The sequence below is a fragment of the Rhizobium sp. BR 249 genome (assembly GCF_047445895.1).
Taxonomy (GTDB): domain Bacteria; phylum Pseudomonadota; class Alphaproteobacteria; order Rhizobiales; family Rhizobiaceae; genus Rhizobium.
On record NZ_JARWKX010000010.1, the window covers coordinates 80,867 to 98,652 of the forward strand.

At 62.2% G+C, this 17,786-nt stretch carries 12 protein-coding genes; 8 read left to right on the plus strand and 4 right to left on the minus strand.

Annotation, left to right across the window (positions count from 1 at the left end):
* Positions 1 to 15: 15 nt before the first annotated feature.
* The 6 genes from QD408_RS11760 to QD408_RS11785 all read left to right on the plus strand — a co-directional run bounded on the left by QD408_RS11760 (position 16) and on the right by QD408_RS11785 (position 4,231).
* Positions 16 to 1,083, plus strand: a complete 1,068-nt coding sequence (locus QD408_RS11760) for an ABC transporter permease (RefSeq protein ID WP_414139424.1) — start codon at positions 16 to 18, stop codon at positions 1,081 to 1,083.
* The gene (locus tag QD408_RS11765; protein ID WP_088682966.1) at positions 1,080 to 2,015 is read left to right on the plus strand and encodes an ABC transporter permease; all 936 of its coding nucleotides are present in this window, start codon (positions 1,080 to 1,082) and stop codon (positions 2,013 to 2,015) included. Before QD408_RS11760 ends, QD408_RS11765 begins: the two co-directional genes overlap by 4 nt.
* A complete protein-coding gene (locus QD408_RS11770; RefSeq protein ID WP_414139425.1) occupies positions 2,012 to 2,845 on the plus strand; it encodes an ABC transporter ATP-binding protein in 834 nt (277 codons plus the stop codon). The genes QD408_RS11765 and QD408_RS11770 overlap by 4 nt, the downstream gene beginning before the upstream one ends.
* Positions 2,842 to 3,591 (plus strand): ABC transporter ATP-binding protein, encoded by a 750-nt coding sequence (locus tag QD408_RS11775; protein ID WP_414139426.1) that lies wholly within the window; start codon positions 2,842 to 2,844, stop codon positions 3,589 to 3,591. The genes QD408_RS11770 and QD408_RS11775 overlap by 4 nt, the downstream gene beginning before the upstream one ends.
* 162 nt (positions 3,592 to 3,753) lie before the next feature.
* Positions 3,754 to 3,942, plus strand: coding sequence for a hypothetical protein (locus QD408_RS11780; protein WP_088682963.1), 189 nt, complete (start codon positions 3,754 to 3,756; stop codon positions 3,940 to 3,942).
* Between the two features lie 124 nt (positions 3,943 to 4,066).
* Entirely contained in the window at positions 4,067 to 4,231 is a 165-nt protein-coding gene (locus tag QD408_RS11785) for a hypothetical protein (RefSeq protein WP_190237461.1), read from the plus strand.
* 99 nt (positions 4,232 to 4,330) lie between these two features.
* On the opposite strand, the gene QD408_RS11790 is transcribed toward QD408_RS11785, so the two are convergent.
* The gene (locus tag QD408_RS11790; protein ID WP_414139427.1) at positions 4,331 to 4,702 is read right to left on the minus strand and encodes a type II toxin-antitoxin system RelE/ParE family toxin; all 372 of its coding nucleotides are present in this window, start codon (positions 4,700 to 4,702) and stop codon (positions 4,331 to 4,333) included.
* On the minus strand, positions 4,702 to 4,977 hold the full coding sequence (locus QD408_RS11795; protein ID WP_414139428.1) for a CopG family ribbon-helix-helix protein: 276 nt from the start codon (positions 4,975 to 4,977) through the stop codon (positions 4,702 to 4,704). Before QD408_RS11795 ends, QD408_RS11790 begins: the two co-directional genes overlap by 1 nt.
* Positions 4,978 to 5,374: 397 nt before the next feature.
* On the opposite strand from QD408_RS11795, the gene QD408_RS11800 reads away from it, so the two are divergent.
* The gene (locus QD408_RS11800) at positions 5,375 to 13,894 is read left to right on the plus strand and encodes a GH36-type glycosyl hydrolase domain-containing protein (protein WP_414139429.1); all 8,520 of its coding nucleotides are present in this window, start codon (positions 5,375 to 5,377) and stop codon (positions 13,892 to 13,894) included.
* Between the two features lie 99 nt (positions 13,895 to 13,993).
* Complete coding sequence (locus QD408_RS11805) at positions 13,994 to 15,232, plus strand: OpgC family protein (RefSeq protein ID WP_414139430.1); 1,239 nt, start codon at positions 13,994 to 13,996, stop codon at positions 15,230 to 15,232.
* A gap of 179 nt (positions 15,233 to 15,411) precedes the next feature.
* Here the strand turns inward: QD408_RS11805 and QD408_RS11810 are convergent, their stop codons facing one another.
* Both QD408_RS11810 and QD408_RS11815 read right to left on the minus strand, forming a co-directional pair.
* A complete protein-coding gene (locus tag QD408_RS11810; RefSeq protein ID WP_414139431.1) occupies positions 15,412 to 15,762 on the minus strand; it encodes a VOC family protein in 351 nt (116 codons plus the stop codon).
* A gap of 214 nt (positions 15,763 to 15,976) precedes the next feature.
* On the minus strand, positions 15,977 to 17,740 hold the full coding sequence (locus QD408_RS11815; protein WP_414139432.1) for a glucan ABC transporter ATP-binding protein/ permease: 1,764 nt from the start codon (positions 17,738 to 17,740) through the stop codon (positions 15,977 to 15,979).
* Positions 17,741 to 17,786 lie beyond the last annotated feature (46 nt).

Below are 17,786 nucleotides of genomic sequence, written 5' to 3' on the forward strand. Positions count from 1 at the left end.
GGCAGGATTAGCGGCGTGAGCACCATCGAAACCAGGCAGGAGGCGCGGCCCCGCAAGGGCCGTGCCGGCGCCTTCGTGAAGGCGGCAGGACGTTTCCTGTTTGCCGCCGTCACCACCTATCTCGGCCTCTTGGCCGTCACCTTCTTCATCGGCCGCGTCGTGCCGATCGATCCCGTGCTCGCCATTCTCGGCGACCGCGCTCCTACCCATGTCGTCGAGCGGGTCCGCCAGGAGATGGGCTTCAACCTACCGCTCTATCAGCAGTTCTACATCTATATCAAAGGGGTGCTGTCCGGTGATTTCGGCAATTCGGTGCTGACGACCAATCCGGTCATGGTCGATATCCGCCGCGTCATGCCGGCGACGATCGAGCTCGCGACGCTGGGAACACTGATCGGCGCTTGCGTCGGCGTGCCGCTCGGCGTTCTTGCCGCCGTGCGGCGCGGCAGCATCGCCGACCAGATCGTGCGCGTCATCGGTCTCATCGGCTATTCGGTGCCGATCTTCTGGCTGGCGCTGATTTCGCTCGTCATCTTCTATGCGCGGCTGCGCTGGGTGGCTTTTCCCGGCCGCATCGACATCGTCTTCGAATATACGTTCACGCCGATCACCGGCTTCTATCTTCTGGACAGCGCCTGGCAGGGGCAATGGGATGTCTTTTATGACGTTTTCCGCCACATCATTCTGCCCGCTTCGCTGCTCGGCTATTTCTCGCTCGCCTATATCAGCCGCATGACGCGCAGCTTCATGCTGAACGAGCTTTCGCAGGAATACATCGTCGCCGCGCGCGCCAAAGGACTGTCGGAAACACGGGTGATCTGGGGCCATGCGCTGCGCAATGCCGCCGTGCCGCTCGTCACCGTCATCGCGCTTTCCTATGCCGGCCTGCTCGAAGGATCGGTGCTGACCGAGACCGTCTTTTCCTGGCCGGGCATCGGGCTCTACATCACCAATTCGCTGCAGAACGCCGATATGAATGCCGTGCTCGGCGGCACGATCGTCATCGGCACTATCTTCATCGGCATCAACCTTCTGTCCGATCTTCTCTACCGGACGCTCGACCCAAGGACGCGAACCCGATGACGGCTCCTGCCAGCCCATCTCCAGCGATGAGCCGCCGCGAATGGCTGCTTTCCGACCGTCCGCAGTCGCGCATGCAGGCCCGCCTCGGCCGCGCCTACGTCACCTGGCGGCAGTTCACGGCAAACAGGCTCGCCGTCGTCGGCCTCATGATCATCGTCGCGCTGCTTGTGGTCGCGGCTTTCGCCGGTCTCATCGCCACGCACGATCCCGTCGTCGGCGATCTCCGCAATGCCCGCTTGCTGCCGCCGGGAACGGCCGGCTACCTGCTCGGCACGGATGATCAGGGCCGCGACATCTATTCACGGCTGATCTACGGGTCGCGATTGACGCTGTTCGTCGTCGTGCTCGTCGCCATCATTTCCGCGCCGATCGGGCTGATCGTCGGCACGGTATCGGGTTATGCCGGGGGCTGGGTGGATGCGACGCTGATGCGCATCACCGATATCTTCCTCGCCTTTCCGAAACTGGTGCTGGCGCTCGCCTTCGTCGCCGCCCTCGGGCCGGGCATCCAGAATGCGGTCATCGCCATCGCCATCACCTCCTGGCCGCCCTATGCCCGCATCGCGCGCGCCGAAACGCTGACGGTCCGGCGATCCGATTATATCTCGGCGGTGAAGCTGATGGGCGCCTCACCGCTGCGCATCATCGTGCGCCACGTCATGCCGCTCTGCATTTCCTCGCTGATCGTGCGCGTGACGCTCGACATGGCGGGCATCATCCTGACGGCGGCAGGTCTCGGTTTCCTCGGCCTCGGCGCACAGCCGCCGCTGCCGGAATGGGGCGCGATGATCGCCTCGGGCCGGCGCTTCATCCTCGATCAGTGGTGGGTCGCGGCCATGCCCGGCATCGCCATCCTCATCGTCAGCCTCGGCTTCAACCTCTTGGGCGACGGCCTGCGCGACGCGCTCGATCCGAAGGAGAGCGGCCAGTGACGACACTTCTGACGGTCGACAATCTCAAGGTCAGTTATCCCACCCGCACCGGCGTGATCGAGGCCGTGCGCGGCGTATCCTTCACGCTCGGCAAGGAGAGGCTCGGCATCGTCGGCGAATCCGGTTCCGGCAAGTCGCAAACCGGCCGGGCGATCATGGGGCTGACGCCGAAGCACGGTATCGTCACGGCCGACAGGCTCGATTTCAACGGCATCGACCTGCTCAAGGCATCGCCCGGCGAAAGGCGCAGGCTGCGCGGCAAGCGCATCGCCATGATCCTGCAGGATCCGAAATATTCGCTCGATCCCGTCATGACGATCGGCAGGCAGATCTGCGAAACGCTGCGCACGCATGAGAAGGTCGGCAAGGCGGAAGCGCGCGAACGGGCGCTCGCCATGCTGGAAGCGGTGCAGATCCGTGATCCCCAACGCGTCTTCGACCTGCACCCGCACGAGGTTTCGGGCGGCATGGGGCAGCGCGCGATGATTGCCATGATGCTGATTGCCGGTCCCGAACTGCTGATCGCCGACGAACCTACCTCGGCGCTCGACGTGACGGTGCAGCTCGACGTGCTCCGGATCATGGACAGGCTGGTTGCAGAGCGGGGCATGGGGCTGATTTTCGTTTCCCACGATCTGAGGCTTGTCTCTTCCTTCTGCGACCGCGTCATCGTCATGTATGCCGGAAAGATCGTCGAGGAGCTTGCGGCCGCCGATCTCAAACATGCGCAGCATCCCTATACGCGCGGACTGCTGAACTGCATGCCCGAGATCGGCGCAAGCCGTCATCCGCTGCCGGTGCTCGACCGCAGGCCGGAGTGGGCGGCATGAGCGCAACACTGGAGATCGACGATCTCAGCGTCATCTATGACGAATTCCACGCGCTGAAGGATGTGAGCGTCACCGTCGAGGGCGGCGAGTCCTTCGGCCTCGTCGGCGAGTCCGGCTCGGGAAAATCCACCCTGCTGCGCGCCGTCGCCGGGCTTGCGCCGGTCAGCGGCGGGACGATCCGCATCGAGGGGGAGACCCTCAGAGGCGCGAAACGCAGCAAGGCTTTTTACCGGCGCGTGCAGATGGTCTTTCAGGACCCTTACGGTTCGCTGCATCCGCGCCAGACGATCGACCGGCTTTTGCTCGAACCGCTTGCGATCCACGGCATCGGGGAGAGCGACAAGCGCATCGCGCGGGCGCTCGACGAGGTCGGCCTCGGCAATGGCTTCCGGTTCCGCTATCCCCACCAGCTCTCCGGTGGCCAGCGGCAGCGTGTGGCGATCGCCCGGGCGCTGATCGTCGAACCTTCGATCCTGCTGCTCGACGAACCGACATCGGCGCTCGATGCCTCGGTGCAGGCCGAGGTGTTGAACCTGCTCGAGCAGATCCGGCGCGACCGTAAGCTCACCTTCGTGATGGTGAGCCATGATCTCGGCGTCATCACGCATATGTGCGAAAGACTTGCCGTCATGCGCAACGGCGCCGTCGTCGAACGCCTGAGCTCGGAAGACCTGGCGAGGGGCGCGGTCCAGGAGGACTACACGAAAAATTTGATGATCGCGAGCAAGGGTTTCGTCAAAGCCTGAAGGGCAGTCTTTTCAAACCCTTGAAAAGAAAAGGGCTCGGAAGCCGTTAAGGCTAATGTTTCCCTAAAAGACGACCAACCAACTAGACTATTGACAGCTGCCTCGCTTCTGTCATGATCCTGTTAACGATTGTTAGCTTTCGTGATCGATGGAGGTTGAGGCATGTTCTTTCTCGGTGGCATGACCATGGGCTACCTCGATCCTCCCGTCAAAGCCGATCGCCGGGAACAGATTTCGGTGTCCATTCCCGCCGAAAAGGATCGCCGGCTGATCGAAACCTCTTCCAATCCGCCGCAGAGCGACGATGCCGTCGAGCGCTCGTTGATCTGGGCATGGCGCACGCTCTGCTAAAATGGCTGGTTGAATTTTCTCTTCCGTTCGCTCTGGACGGAAATTTATCTCTACCTACCTGATAGAGAAAATAATTATAACGCGAGCCGCACAACAGGCCGCAGGAAAACAACGGAGGCAACATATGGCAGATCTGGGTATTTCGCATACTCACGTGAACCAATATGGTTCCGTACCGAACAAGAAGCCGCTCACGACGCGCCACAGGCTTCAGACGGCGCTCCATGGAGCGCTCTTCACGGCGGCATTCCTGTTCGTCGTCGCCATGGTTTGCGGGCTCGTCGGTTAATTCGGCGGATCATAAGCTCGGTAGCTGCTTGGGCTGCAGCGGTTTCCGTCTTCCAGAAGCCGGAACGTCTGTCTCGGCATTCTCCTATCTATGAGTGCGTCAAGAAGAGTGATCATAGAGTTGATCGGTATCTCGATCCTCCTCGCCGTTTTTCTCTGTCTCTTCGTTATGCGTGGCATCGCGCAATTCCGTCGGCGCGAACGCATCCTTCTGCCGCGCGTCTCTGATCGCTGCGATTTCTATAGTGCCGTTCCGTTCCCGGATTGTGAGAACCAACGGCGGCATGCTGACCTTCCTCGTCCCTTCCAGAAGGCCTCTTTCCGTCATTCTCGGAAAGGAGGACAGCAGCGCTTTCTGTTTTTCAAGCCGGTCAACAAGGTGTTTGGCTGCTGCAGGATTGACTTCCGCCAATTCGGCAACCTTGGTCAGAAACCATCGTTCGGCACTTTTGGAGAGACGGACAGCTGGCATCAGCCAACCCGACGACGGCGGCTTTCCGAAGCCTCAACGATCATTCGGGCTTTTTCAAGCACGTCGTCGAGATCGACGCTTTCCCCGCGGTCGAGTTCGTCGAGGCCATGGGCATCTCGTAGAAGCTCAGCACCTTCATCCGCGAGATATTGATTGAGGGCCTTCACCATCACCCAAGTGCGATCCCGATCGAGAACCTGCGCGATACGATCGAACGCTTCCACCGTTGCTGTGGGCAATCTGAGCGAGATCTGCGACTTTTCGTTGTTCGGCATGATACGATCCTCGTAATGCGCTGGGATACAATGTAACCCACGGGGGTTCCCGGGTCAAAGCCGGAACGGCGTTGCTTGTGAATATCCGCTTTCCGGTCAGTATCTCGCCACCAAAACGAGCTTGAAATGCCGCGATTCCTACCCCTGACTTGAATTATCCCGATCGTGTCCAAGTTTCGACATGGCTTTCGCGGAGAGGATATCGAATGATTTCCATCACCCGTCCGGCCGCCCTGAACCAGGGCTTAATCCGTTTGTGTTACTCAACCCAAGCCTCAATCATCCCGGTTTAATCGATCTTCGAAGAATCGGGCTCCGTTCATGTCGCAGTCATGATAAGCAGTGCAAAAGGCTGAGCAAAACAGCCATAACTTTGTTTGGATCCAGAACCGAACCCATGTCTATTGCCAATCTTTCTCCGAGCCTCCCACGCGAATCCGAGATGAAGCAGATCGATCACAATGATTCGATCCGCTCGACCTATCTTTCCATCGAGGACATCAAGGCGATGGGCGATGCGATCGCCCGCAACGGCGTCGACAAGCTGCCGGCTTTCGCGCCTTTCGATTTCTTCGCGCGCCACAAGGAAAACGAGAAGGAAATCCTGCGCGTCTACCGAACCACGGCAACGGATGTCGAGGCCGGAGAGACGATTACGCCGGCGGCGGAATGGCTGCTGGACAATCACTATATCGTCGAAGAGGCGATCCAGGAGGTGCGGCGCGATTTTCCCCGCCGCTTCTACCGCGAATTGCCGACTATTTCTGTCGGGGGTGTCGAGATACCGCGAACCCTCGTGCTTGCCTGGCTCTATGTCGCCCATACCCACAGCACGATCTCGCAGGAAAGCCTGACGGCGCTGGTCGACGGTTTCCAGGCCAATGAGACGCTGAGGATCGGTGAACTCTGGGCCCTGCCCTCGCTCGTGCGATACGTGCTGGTCGAAAATCTTCGCCGTATTTCGAGCCGTGTCGAGGCCAGCCGCCGTCTGCGCCGCCGCGCCAACGAGGCGGCCGACGAGCTGGTCCGCCTGACCGATCCGGCGAAAGCTGCCGCCTATCTGAAGACGCTGGAGCCGCTTGCCGAGGACAATACCTTCTCGACGCAGTTCCTCTACCGGCTGCGCGACGGTTCGCAGACATCGAGTCTCGCGATCACCTGGCTCGACGAGCGGCTGGAGGAGCTCGGGCGCAATACCGAGGAGGCGACGACGGCCGAACACAGCCGCCTGTCTTCCGGCAACGTGACCATGGGCAACATCATCCGCAGCCTTCGCGAGATCGACGACACGGAATGGTCGGTCTGGGTCGAGCAGGTCAGCCATGTCGACAAGCTGCTCTGGGAGCATTCGGACTATGGCATCCTCGATTCCGGCTCGCGCAACAAATACCGCAAGCAGATCGAGAAGCTTGCCAAGCGCTCGCCGCTGACGGAAATGGAAATCGCCCAGCTGGCGCTCGACATGACCGATGCCGCCAAGGCTTCCGGCGAGCCGCAGCCGCATGAACCAAATGTCGGCGGCTTCCTGTCCGGTCCGCAGCGGCCGAAACTCGAGGCGCGGGCGAACTATCGCCCGACGGTCATCCAGCATTTCGTACGCGCCGTGCGCCAGTTCAACTGGCTGGCGATCGCCGTGCCGGTCATGCTGCTGACGATCATCGCCATGGCGATCGTCGGAAAGTTCATGTCGAATGCCGGCATGGGCCCGATCGAAATCGCCGTGCTGCTGATCATGTTCTCGCTGCCGGCCTCGGAGGGCGCCACAGGTCTCTTCAACACCGTGCTTTCCTTCTTCGTGACGCCGGCGCGTCTCGTCGGTTACGAATTCAAGGAGGGTATTCCGGAGGATGCGCGTACGCTGCTCGTCGTGCCCTGCCTGATCTCGAACCGCGACAGCGTCGACGATCAGGTGCGCAATCTCGAAGTTCATTATCTCGCCAATCCGCGCGGGGAGATCTATTTCGCATTGCTCAGCGATTGGCCCGACAGCGATGTCGAGGAAACGCCTGCCGATCTCGAGGTTCTCGACTATGCCCGGCGCGAGATCGCCAATCTGTCCGCCCGTTACGCCTATGACGGCAAGACGCGCTTCTACCTGCTGCATCGCCGCCGTCTCTACAATCCTTCCGAAGGTGTATGGATGGGCTGGGAGCGCAAGCGCGGCAAGCTGCATGAGCTGAACATGCTCCTGCGCGGCGACCGCGACACGACCTATCTGCCGGGGGCCAATGCCGTTCCGGCCAACGTGCAGTATGTCATGACGCTCGATGCCGACACGCGCCTGATGCGCGATGCCGTCACCAAGCTCGTCGGCAAGCTCTACCACCCGATCAACCGCCCGGTCATCAACCCGAAAACCGGCCGCGTCGAAAGCGGCTACGGCGTGCTGCAGCCGCGCGTCACCCCGTCGCTGACGACGGGCAAGGACGCCTCGGTTTTCCAGCGCGTCTTTTCGATCAACCGCGGCCTCGACCCCTACGTCTTCACCGTCTCCGACGTCTATCAGGATCTGGCCGGCGAAGGCACCTTCACGGGCAAGGGCCTCTATCATGTCGATGCTTTCGAAGCGTCTCTGAAGGGCAGGATTGAAGAGAACTCGGTGCTTAGCCACGACCTTCTCGAAGGTTCGATGGCGCGCTGCGCGCTCGTCACCGATCTCGAACTGGTCGAGGATTTTCCGGTCCGCTACGAGGTGGAAACCTCGCGCCAGCATCGCTGGGCACGCGGCGACTGGCAGCTCCTGCCCTATATGTTCAATCCGAAATACGGCGTGACCGCGCTCGGCCGCTGGAAGATGTTCGACAATCTGCGCCGTTCGCTGACGCCGATCGCCTGGTTCTTCGCCTCCGTTCTCGGCTGGTATTTCATGGGCCCGCTCGGCGCGCTCGTCTGGCAGATTCTCCTGATCTTCTGCCTCTTCGTCGCGCCGACGCTGTCGCTCATCAACGGCATCATTCCGCGCACCAGCGATATCGTCGCCCGCGCCCATCTTTATACGGTCTGGTCCGATATCACGGCGGCCAATGCGCAGGTCGCGCTGCGCATCGTCTTCATCGCCGATTCGGCGGCGATGATGGCGGATGCGATCGGCCGCTCGCTCTACCGCCTGCTCGTCAGCCGCAAGCTGATGCTGCAATGGCGCACCGCCGCCAGCGTTCAGGCCGGCGGCCAGGGAACGCTGATCTCTTATTATAAGCAGATGTGGCATGCGCCGGCACTGGCGCTGCTGGCGCTCGGTTTTGCGGCTCTTCCGGGCGACAACGCTTTCCTCGTCGGCATTCCCTTCGCGTTTCTGTGGATACTCTCGCCCGTCGTCGCCTGGTATGTCAGCCAGTCGGCCGAGACCGAGGACCGGCTCGAAGTCGCCGATTCCGTGTCGAGCGAACTGCGCAAGATCGCTCGGCGCACCTGGCGTTACTTCGAGACCTTCACGACCCCGGAGCAGAATTATCTGCCGCCGGACAATATCCAGGAAACGCCGCATGTCATCGTCGCGGCGCGCACCTCGCCGACTAATATCGGTGTCTATCTGCTCTCCGTCGTTTCCGGCCGGCACTTCGGCTGGTTCTCCTTCGAGGAGACGATCGAGCGGCTGGAGCAGACGATCGCGACGATCGACAAGATGGAGAAATTCCGCGGCCATCTGTTCAACTGGTATCACACCGATACGCTGCAGACGCTCGGACCGCGCTACGTCTCCGCCGTCGACAGCGGCAATCTCGCAGGCCATCTGATCGCCATTTCGTCGGCCTGCCGCAACTGGGCCGAGGCGCCATCGGCCCACATGCAGGGCAATCTCGACGGTGTCGGCGACACGGCCGGCATTCTCGGCGAAGTGCTGGCTGATCTGCCCGACGACCGCAAGACCGTGCGCCCGCTGCGCCGGCGCCTGGAGGAGCGCATCGTCGGCTTCCAGAACGCGCTTGCCGCGGTCAAGCGCGAGCATGAATTCGCCTCGATCCGCATCATCAACCTCGCCGTTCTTGCGCGCGACATCGAAAAGCTCGCGGCCAATCTCGACCATGAGGTCAAGTCGAAGCAGAGCGAAGAGGTCACCCAATGGGCCGCCTCCCTCGTGAAGGTCTGCGAGGCGCATATATCAGACAGCACCTTCGACCTTTCCAAGGTCGATGACCTGAGGCCGCGCCTGGTGGCGCTGCGCGACAAGGCGCGCGATCTCGCCTTCTCGATGGATTTCGGCTTCCTGTTCCGGCCGGAGCGTCGCCTGCTGTCGATCGGCTACCGCGTCGAAAGCGGCGAGCTCGATCAGGCCTGCTACGATCTTCTCGCCTCGGAATGCCGCCTGACCAGCCTCTTCGGCATCGCCAAGGGCGATCTGCCGACGGAACACTGGTACCGGCTCGGCCGCCAGGTCGTGCCTGTGGGGTCGCGCGGCGCGCTGGTCTCCTGGTCCGGCTCGATGTTCGAATATCTGATGCCGCCGCTCGTCATGCAGGAGCGCGGTGGAGGCATTCTCAACCAGACCAACAATCTGGTCGTGGTCGAGCAGATGAATTATGCCCGCAAGCTCGGCATTCCGTGGGGCATTTCGGAAGCAGCCTTCAATGCCCGCGACCATAACCTCAACTATCAGTACACGAATTTCGGCGTTCCGACGCTCGGTCTGAAACGCGGCCTCGGCCACAATGCCGTCATCGCGCCTTACGCCTCGCTGCTGGCCAGCCAGTACGACCCGCCGGGCGCGCTCGAAAACCTGCAGAAGCTGCGCAAGCTCGGCGCGCTCGGCAAGTTCGGCTTCCACGACGCCGTCGACTTCACGCCGACGCGCGTGCCGGAAGGCAAGAAATGCGCGGTGGTCTACAATTATTATGCCCACCATCACGGCATGTCGATCGCAGCTGTCGCCAACGTCGCCTTCAACGGCCACCTGCGCGAGCTCTTCCACTCCGATCCCGTGATCGAGGCGGCCGAACTGCTGCTGCAGGAAAAGGCGCCGCGCGACATCCCGGTCATGAGCGGCAAGCACGAATCCGATACGCCGGCCAGCATTCAGGACGATCTGCTGCGGCCCGAGATCCGGAAGATCAGCGACCCGGCTTCGCGCGACCGCGAACTCGTCTTCCTGTCGAACGGCCATTATTCGCTGATGCTGACGGCGACGGGCGCCGGTTATTCCCGCTGGAACGGCCTTTCCGTTTCCCGCTGGAAGGCCGATCCGACCGAAGACCGCTGGGGCACCTTCATCTTCCTGCGCGATACCGCCACCAACGAATGGTGGTCGGCGACCGCAGTGCCGAAGGGCGTCGAGGGCGAGAAGATCAAGGTCGAATTCGCCGACGAGAAGGCGCAGTTCACCAAGACGGTCGGCGACCTGACGAGCGAGGTCGAGTGCATCATCGCGACCGAGCATGATGCCGAAGCCCGCCGCGTTACCCTGCTCAACATGGGTGGGGAAGACCGCTTCATCGAGGTCACGTCGTACCTCGAACCCGTCATCACTTACGACGATACCGACAACGCGCATCCGGCATTTGCACGGATGTTCGTCAAGACAGAGATCGGCAAGCGCGGCGACGTCATTCGCGCCGAACGCAACAAGCGTGATCCGAACGAGCCGAACATCAGCATCGCGCATCTGATCGTCGATAATGCCGGCGACACACGCCATACCGAATTCGAGACCGACCGGCGCAAGTTTATCGGCCGGGGCCGCAGCCTTGCCGACGCGGCCGCCTTCGATCCGGGTGCGAGCCTTTCCGGCAGCGACGGCTTCATGCTCGATCCCGTCATGTCGCTGCGCCGCACGGTGCGCGTGCCGGCCGGCAAGAAGGTCAGCGTGTTCTTCTGGACGATCGCGGCGCCGACCCGTGACGAGGTCGACATGGCGGTCAACCGCTATCGTCACCCCGACGCCTTCAACCACGAGCTCGTCCAGGCCTGGACCCGCACGCAGGTGCAGATGCGCCATGTCGGCGTCACCTCGCAGCAGGCGGCCGCCTTCCAGCATCTCGGGCGCTATCTCGTCTATCCCGACATGCAGCTGCGCAAGGATGAAGCAACGGTCGAAGCCGGCCTGCAGTCGCAATCGGCCCTCTGGCCGCTGGCGATCTCCGGCGACTTCCCGATCTTCACGCTGCGCGTCAACGACGACATGGATCTCGACATCGCCCGCGAGGCGCTGTTGGCGCAGGAATATCTGCGTTCGCGCGGCGTCACCGCCGATCTCGTCATCATGAACGAACGCGCCTCCTCCTACGCTCAGGACATGCAGCACGCGCTCGACGCCATGTGCGAAAACGTGCGCCGCATGGGCCAGGCCGACGGCTTGCGCCAGCATATCTTCGCCGTCCGCAAGGACCTGATGGAGGAGAACACCTACCACGCGCTGATCGCGGCTTCCCGCGTCACCCTGCATGCGAAGAACGGTAAGGTGGTCGACCAGATCAACCGCGCCGTTGCGCTGTTTGCTCCCTCCAAGGAGGAACTGCAGGAGATGGAACGGGCCGAGCGAAACAAGGTTCCCGTCAAGCGCGTCGCCCCGGTGCCGCCGCCTGCCGTGCCCGCCGTCGTCATCGAAGAGGAAGGCGATCTCGACTTCTGGAACGGTATCGGCGGTTTTGCCCGCGACGGGCGTGAATATGTCGTTCGTCTCGCCGGCGGCCATGCGACGCCGCAGCCCTGGATCAACGTCATCTCCAACGACAGCTTCGGCTTCCATGTTTCGGCGGAAGGCGCAGGCTTCACCTGGAGCGTCAACTCGCGCGACTACCAGCTGACCTCCTGGTCGAACGATGCGGTGGTCAACCGTTCGGGCGAGGCCTTCTACCTCGCCGATCTCGACAGCGGTGCGGTCATGACGCCATTCGCGGCGCTCTCCCGCCGGCCGGACATCCGTTTCGAAGCCCGCCACGGGCTCGGTTACTCCGTCTTCTCCAGCATCCAGCACGATATCGCGCTGGAACTGACGCAGACGATCGCCCGCGACAAGCCGGTGAAGCTGCAGCGCCTGCGCCTGCGCAACACCGGTTCGACCGGCCGCAGGCTGCGTCTTTACGGCTATGTCGAATGGATCCTCGGCAATAATCCGGGCCGCACGGCGCCCTTCATCCTGTCTAGATATGACGAGGAAACGGGTGCGCTGTTTGCCACCAATCCCTACAGCATCGATCATTCCAACCGCACCGCTTTCTTCGCGGCGAGCGAGACGCTTTCGAGCTTCTCGGCAAGCCGGCGGGAATTCATCGGCAAGGCGGGAACGATCCAGGCGCCGCAGGCCGTCACGTCTACCGCCGCCCTTTCCGGCTCGACCGATCTCGACGGCGATCCGGCTGCGGCTCTGGCGATCGACATCGAGCTTGCCGCCGGCGAGGAGCGCGACTTCGCCTTCTTCCTCGGCGATACCAAGACCGAAGACGAAGCGCGCGGCGTCATCGCCAATATTCGCAAGGCTTCGTTCGACGATGCCGTCGAGGCGAACCGCACCTTCTGGCGGGATTTCACCGGAAAGCTGCAGATCTCGACGCCGGATCGCGGGATGAACAATCTCGTCAACACCTGGCTGCCCTATCAGAGCCTCGGCTGCCGCATCATGGCCCGCACCGCCTTCTATCAGGCAAGCGGTGCCTTCGGCTTCCGCGACCAGCTGCAGGACACGCTGGCCTTCCTGCTGCACGAGCCTTCGATCGCTCGCCGGCAGATCCTGAATGCCGCCTCGCGCCAATTCCGCGAGGGCGACGTGCAGCATTGGTGGCTGCCTGGAACCGGCGCCGGGGTTCGCACCCTGATCTCCGACGACGTCGTCTGGCTGAGCTACGCGATCCATCACTATTGCAGCGTCACCGGCGACAAGAGCGTGCTCGACGAGGAGCTTGCCTTCCTGGAAGGTCCCACCCTGCTCGAAGGCCAGCATGACTCCTTCTACAAGCCGGAGATTTCCGAGGACAAGGCGAGCGTTTACGAACACGCGGCGCTGGCACTCGATCTCGCCATCGCCCGCAAGGGTGCGAACGGCCTGCCGCTGTTCCTCGGCGGTGACTGGAACGACGGCATGAACCGCGTCGGCATCGGCGGGCGCGGCACCAGTGTCTGGCTCGGCTGGTTCCTGGCCGGCGCCCTGCGCTCCTTCATTCCCTATGCCGAAGAACGCGGCGACAAGGCCCGCGTCGAGCGCTGGTCTGAACATCTGACCGGATTGAAGAAGGCGCTCGAAACTGCGGCGTGGGACGGCGGCTACTATCGCCGCGGCACGTTCGACGACGGCGCGCTTCTTGGTTCCAGGGAAAGCCCGGAATGCCGGATCGACTCGATCGCGCAGTCCTGGAGCGTATTGTCAGGTGAGGGCGATCCGGCCCGCGCGGTCAAGGCGATGGACGCCGTGCTCGACCAACTGGTCGACGAGGAAGCCCGCATCATCCGGCTGTTCACGCCGCCTTTCGTCAATTCCGCGCGGGATCCCGGCTATATCAAAGCCTATCCGCCCGGCGTGCGTGAGAATGGCGGGCAATATACCCATGCTGCGACCTGGGTGGTGATGGCGCTGGCGGAACTGAAGCGCGGTGACGACGCGTTCCGCTGCTTCCAGATCCTCAACCCGATCACCCATGCACTCGACAAGGCCTCGGCGGAACAGTACCGCGTCGAACCTTATGTCGTGGCGGCCGACGTCTACGGGCATGATCCCTACACGTCGCGGGGCGGCTGGACCTGGTATACCGGCTCTGCCGGCTGGCTCTACCGCGCCGCCGTCGAAGGCATTCTCGGTATCCGCCTGAAGGGAGGCCGGCTTTACGTGAGGCCGTCACTCCCTTCGGAATGGGACGGATTTGCGGCAGAGGTTGAGCAGGGCGGCGGCAAATACCGCATTTCGGTCTCAAAAGCGTCCAATGCGAGCGGCTACACTCTGTCGATCAACGGCAGCGAAGTCGCCAATCCCGAAGAGGGATATCCGCTCGGATAAGCGTTTCTCAACGCTGAAAAAAACGGCGATTCGCGAGCGGCCAAAAGGGAACCCTTTTGGCCGTTGTCGCGTTTGCAATCGGACAACAGGAGCGACCTTATGGCAAGCACGCTGACCGAAGCTCTCGGCGCCGAGCGCAGTTCCCTATCCGCCGCTGCGCCAGGGCGCGATACACGGCTTGATGTGCTGCGCGGACTGGCCTTGATCATGATCTTCATCAATCATGTTCCCGGGCAGATTTTCGAATATGTGACGACGAAGAATTTCGGTTTCTCGGATGCCGCCGAAGCCTTCGTGCTGATCTCAGGCATCGCCGTCGGCCTCGCCTATGGCTCCCGCTTCGAACCTGGCAATCGACTCAAGATGGCGATCAAGGCGGTGAGGCGCGCCTTCACGCTCTACCTCGCCCATATGATCACGACCTTCATGACGTTGGCGCTCTTCATCTCAGGCGCCTGGCTGTTCCATCGGCCGGGGCTGCTCGTCGAAATCAATATCCTGGCGGTTCTGATGAACCTGAAGGACGGCATTCCGGCGCTGCTGCTGCTCGGCCACCAGATCGGCTACAACAATATCCTGCCGATGTACGGCGCATTGCTGCTGATGGTGCCGATCATCCTGCTCTTCAATGCGCGCAGCCCGCTGCTGGCGCTCGCCGTCTCGGGCACGGTCTGGCTGCTCGCCGGCATCTATGAGGTGGCGCCGCATAACATGCTGATCGAGGGCTACTGGTTCCTCAATCCGCTCTCCTGGCAGTTCCTGTTCACGATCGGCATGGTCGCGATCCTGCATATCAAGCGCGGCGGCACGATTCCACGCCATCCGCTGCTGTTTGCGGCCGCTAGCGGCTACGTCGTGCTGTCCTTCGTCTGGGTGACGGGCCATCTCTGGGTTTTCGGCAATTCGCTGGCGGCTCTCGGCCTGCCGACTGTCATCACCGGCTTCGACAAGACCTTCCTGTCCCTGCCGCGGCTGCTGCACGTGCTGGCGCTGACCTATCTCGTCATCAGCATTCCGGCGCTTTCGCGCATCCTGCGCCGTCCCGCGGACCATCCGCTGACGATCCTCGGCCGCCATTCGCTGAACATCTTCGTCGCCGGCACGATCCTCGCCATGATCGGCCAGGTGGTGCTCTACATCACCAACAAGGACCCGCTGGTCGGCCCGCTCTTCGTCGTAGCAGGGATCGGCACGCAATTCGCCTATGCCTATTATCTCGAGCACAAGCGGCAGCAGGGCAAGGTCAAAGGCAAACTCGTCACGGAGCCGGCCACGATACCCGTTCCCGTCCGCGTCGGCGGAACGGCAAATGTCTATCGCCGCACCGATCGGAAATAGGGATCGGGTTGGTTCCTTGCTGCTGACAAACCGCCGCAAAACCCGCGACGTCATCCTTGGCCTTGTGCCAATGTTTTCCTGTCAAGCAATTGCAGTGGTCAGATGCTCGGCACAAGGCCGAGCATGACTAAGGAGACCTTGTCAACAAACCGAGCCGATGGCCGATGGCCGCCGGCTCTTTATGTATGCGCGAGAATATTCACCAGCTTGCCGAACGGATCGCGCACATAGAAACGCCTGACGCCCCAGGGTTCGTCGGCCGGTCCGTATTCGATCGGAAAGCCGGCGGCGGTAAACGCCTCGAAAGCGGCGTCGAGGTCATCGACCTCGATAGAGAGGTCGGGCACCGAGGTTCCGGAACCGCCTTGACTGGCGACGCTCACCTGGACGGTCATCGGCCTGTCGGCGCCGAACGTCGTAATCCAGCCGTGATCCATCATCACCTGGAGACCGAGAATATCCTGATAGAAGCGCCGGGCCGGCGTGATGTCGGGCGCCTCGATGTTGGCGATGATGCGCAGGACCTTCATGGGTTTTTCCCCTATGTTTGGGCACAGCAGGAGGTTAGGGAAGAACGGCGGTCGGATCAATCAGCCATGGCTTGCAGCTGCCGTATGGCCAATGAATATCGGCCGCAGCGGTTTTGAGAGGAAGCAAAGTCCTAAACCACGGCGCATGAACGTCGCCAAACAAAAAGGCCGGAAGGATCGCTCCTTCCGGCCTTTGTCGTAAAACCCGAACTTATCAGGCGGCTTCGGTCGTGTGGGCCTTGCGGACCTCTTCGTCCGTTAGGATGCCGCTGGCGCGCAGCAGGGCGGCGAAGCGGCCGTTGCTGTGGCTGAGTTCGTCGAAGCTGCCCTGTTCGGCGACGCGGCCGTTGTCCAGGAAGAGCACCATATCGGCTTCGCGGACCGTCGACAGGCGGTGGGCGATGATGAAGGTGGTGCGGTTCTGGCGCAGGTTGTCGATTGCGGCCTTGACGCGGGCTTCGGTCTCGACGTCGAGCGCCGAAGTCGCCTCGTCGAGCACCAGGATCGGCGCGTCCTTGAGGATGGCGCGGGCGATCGCGATGCGCTGGCGCTCGCCGCCGGAGAGTTTGTTGCCGCGTTCGCCGACATGGGTATCGTAGCGGTCCTCGCGGGTCTCGATGAAGTCGGCTGCGGCTGCGGCTTCGGCCGCACGGCGCATTTCCTCTTCGCTGGCGCCCTCGCGGCCGAGGCGGATATTGTCGCTGATCGAGCGGTTCAGCAGGCCTGCATCCTGGAAGACGGTGGCGATGTGGCGGCGCAACGACTTGCGGGTCACCTTGGTGATGTCGGTGCCGTCGACGAAGATATGGCCGCCCTGCGGGTCGTAAACGCGCTGCAGCAGGTTGACGAGCGTCGTCTTGCCGGCGCCGGTCGGGCCGACGATCGCGACCGTCTGGCCTGCCTTGACCGAGAAGGAGACGTTGTGCAGGCCCTGCGAGCTGTTGCCGAAGCCGAAGGATACGTCGCGGAACTCGACCGCACCCTTGACGTCCTTGATCTCGCCGTTGCCGGCCGGCTCTTCGCGGTCACGCACCGAGTCTTCCAGCGCATAGAAATCGACGAGCTTGGAGCGGGCTTCGAAAATCTGCGTGGCGAACTGGCGCATCAGGTCGAGGCGGCCGATCAGCAGGTTGGCGAAGCCGATGAAGGCAATGACGTCACCGACGCGCAATTGGCCGGCCTGAACGAGCATCGTGCCGATGATCAGGACCACCATCATGGCGATGGTCGAGGCCATGCGGTTCAGCGCACTGGCGATCGCCCACCAGTCGAGCACCGGATACTGGGCTTCGAGCAGGCGGTCGGCGAAGGATTTCAGCGCCCTGGTTTCAGCCTCGATGCGGTTGTAGCTGTGCAGGACGGACACGTTGCTGATCGAGTCGCTGACATGCGAAAAGACGGTATGGTAGTGGTTCTCGACCGATGCCTGACCATCCTTGGTGCGGCTCATGACGACGCGGCCGATCAGCCAGTAGGCAATGCCGAGCACCATGAGCACGGCGGAAAGCCGCAGGTCCATCGACATCGCGGTCGGCACCAGAAGCGCAAGCGCGATGACCGTCGAGAGGTGGTTGCGCATGAATTCAAGCCAGAGGCCGAACAGCGTCTCGCAGGCGCGCAGCAGCGTGTGCAGCGCGTTGGACGTGCCGCGCTGATGGTGCCAGGCAAGCGGCATGGAAATAATGCGGCCGAAGGCTTCCGTCAGCAGCGTCGCACGCCGCCCGTGGGCGAGCCTGTCGGCCTCGCGGGCCACCAGCACGAAGGCAATGGTGTTGAACACGGCAAAGCCTGCCCACATGAAGAGGATGGGCTTGACCTCACCCTTGCCCGAAATCGCATCGATGATGCGACCGAACAGGATCGGCTCTGCAATCGTAATGGTCGCCAAAACGATGTTTGCGAGAACGACCAGGGATACGCGGAACTTATAGGCGCCAAGATAGCGCAGAGCCCTTGCATAGACCTTGAAAAGCGACACGTCTAACCTCTTGTGCATCTGCGAAGAACGGGGATGGTGCGATGCT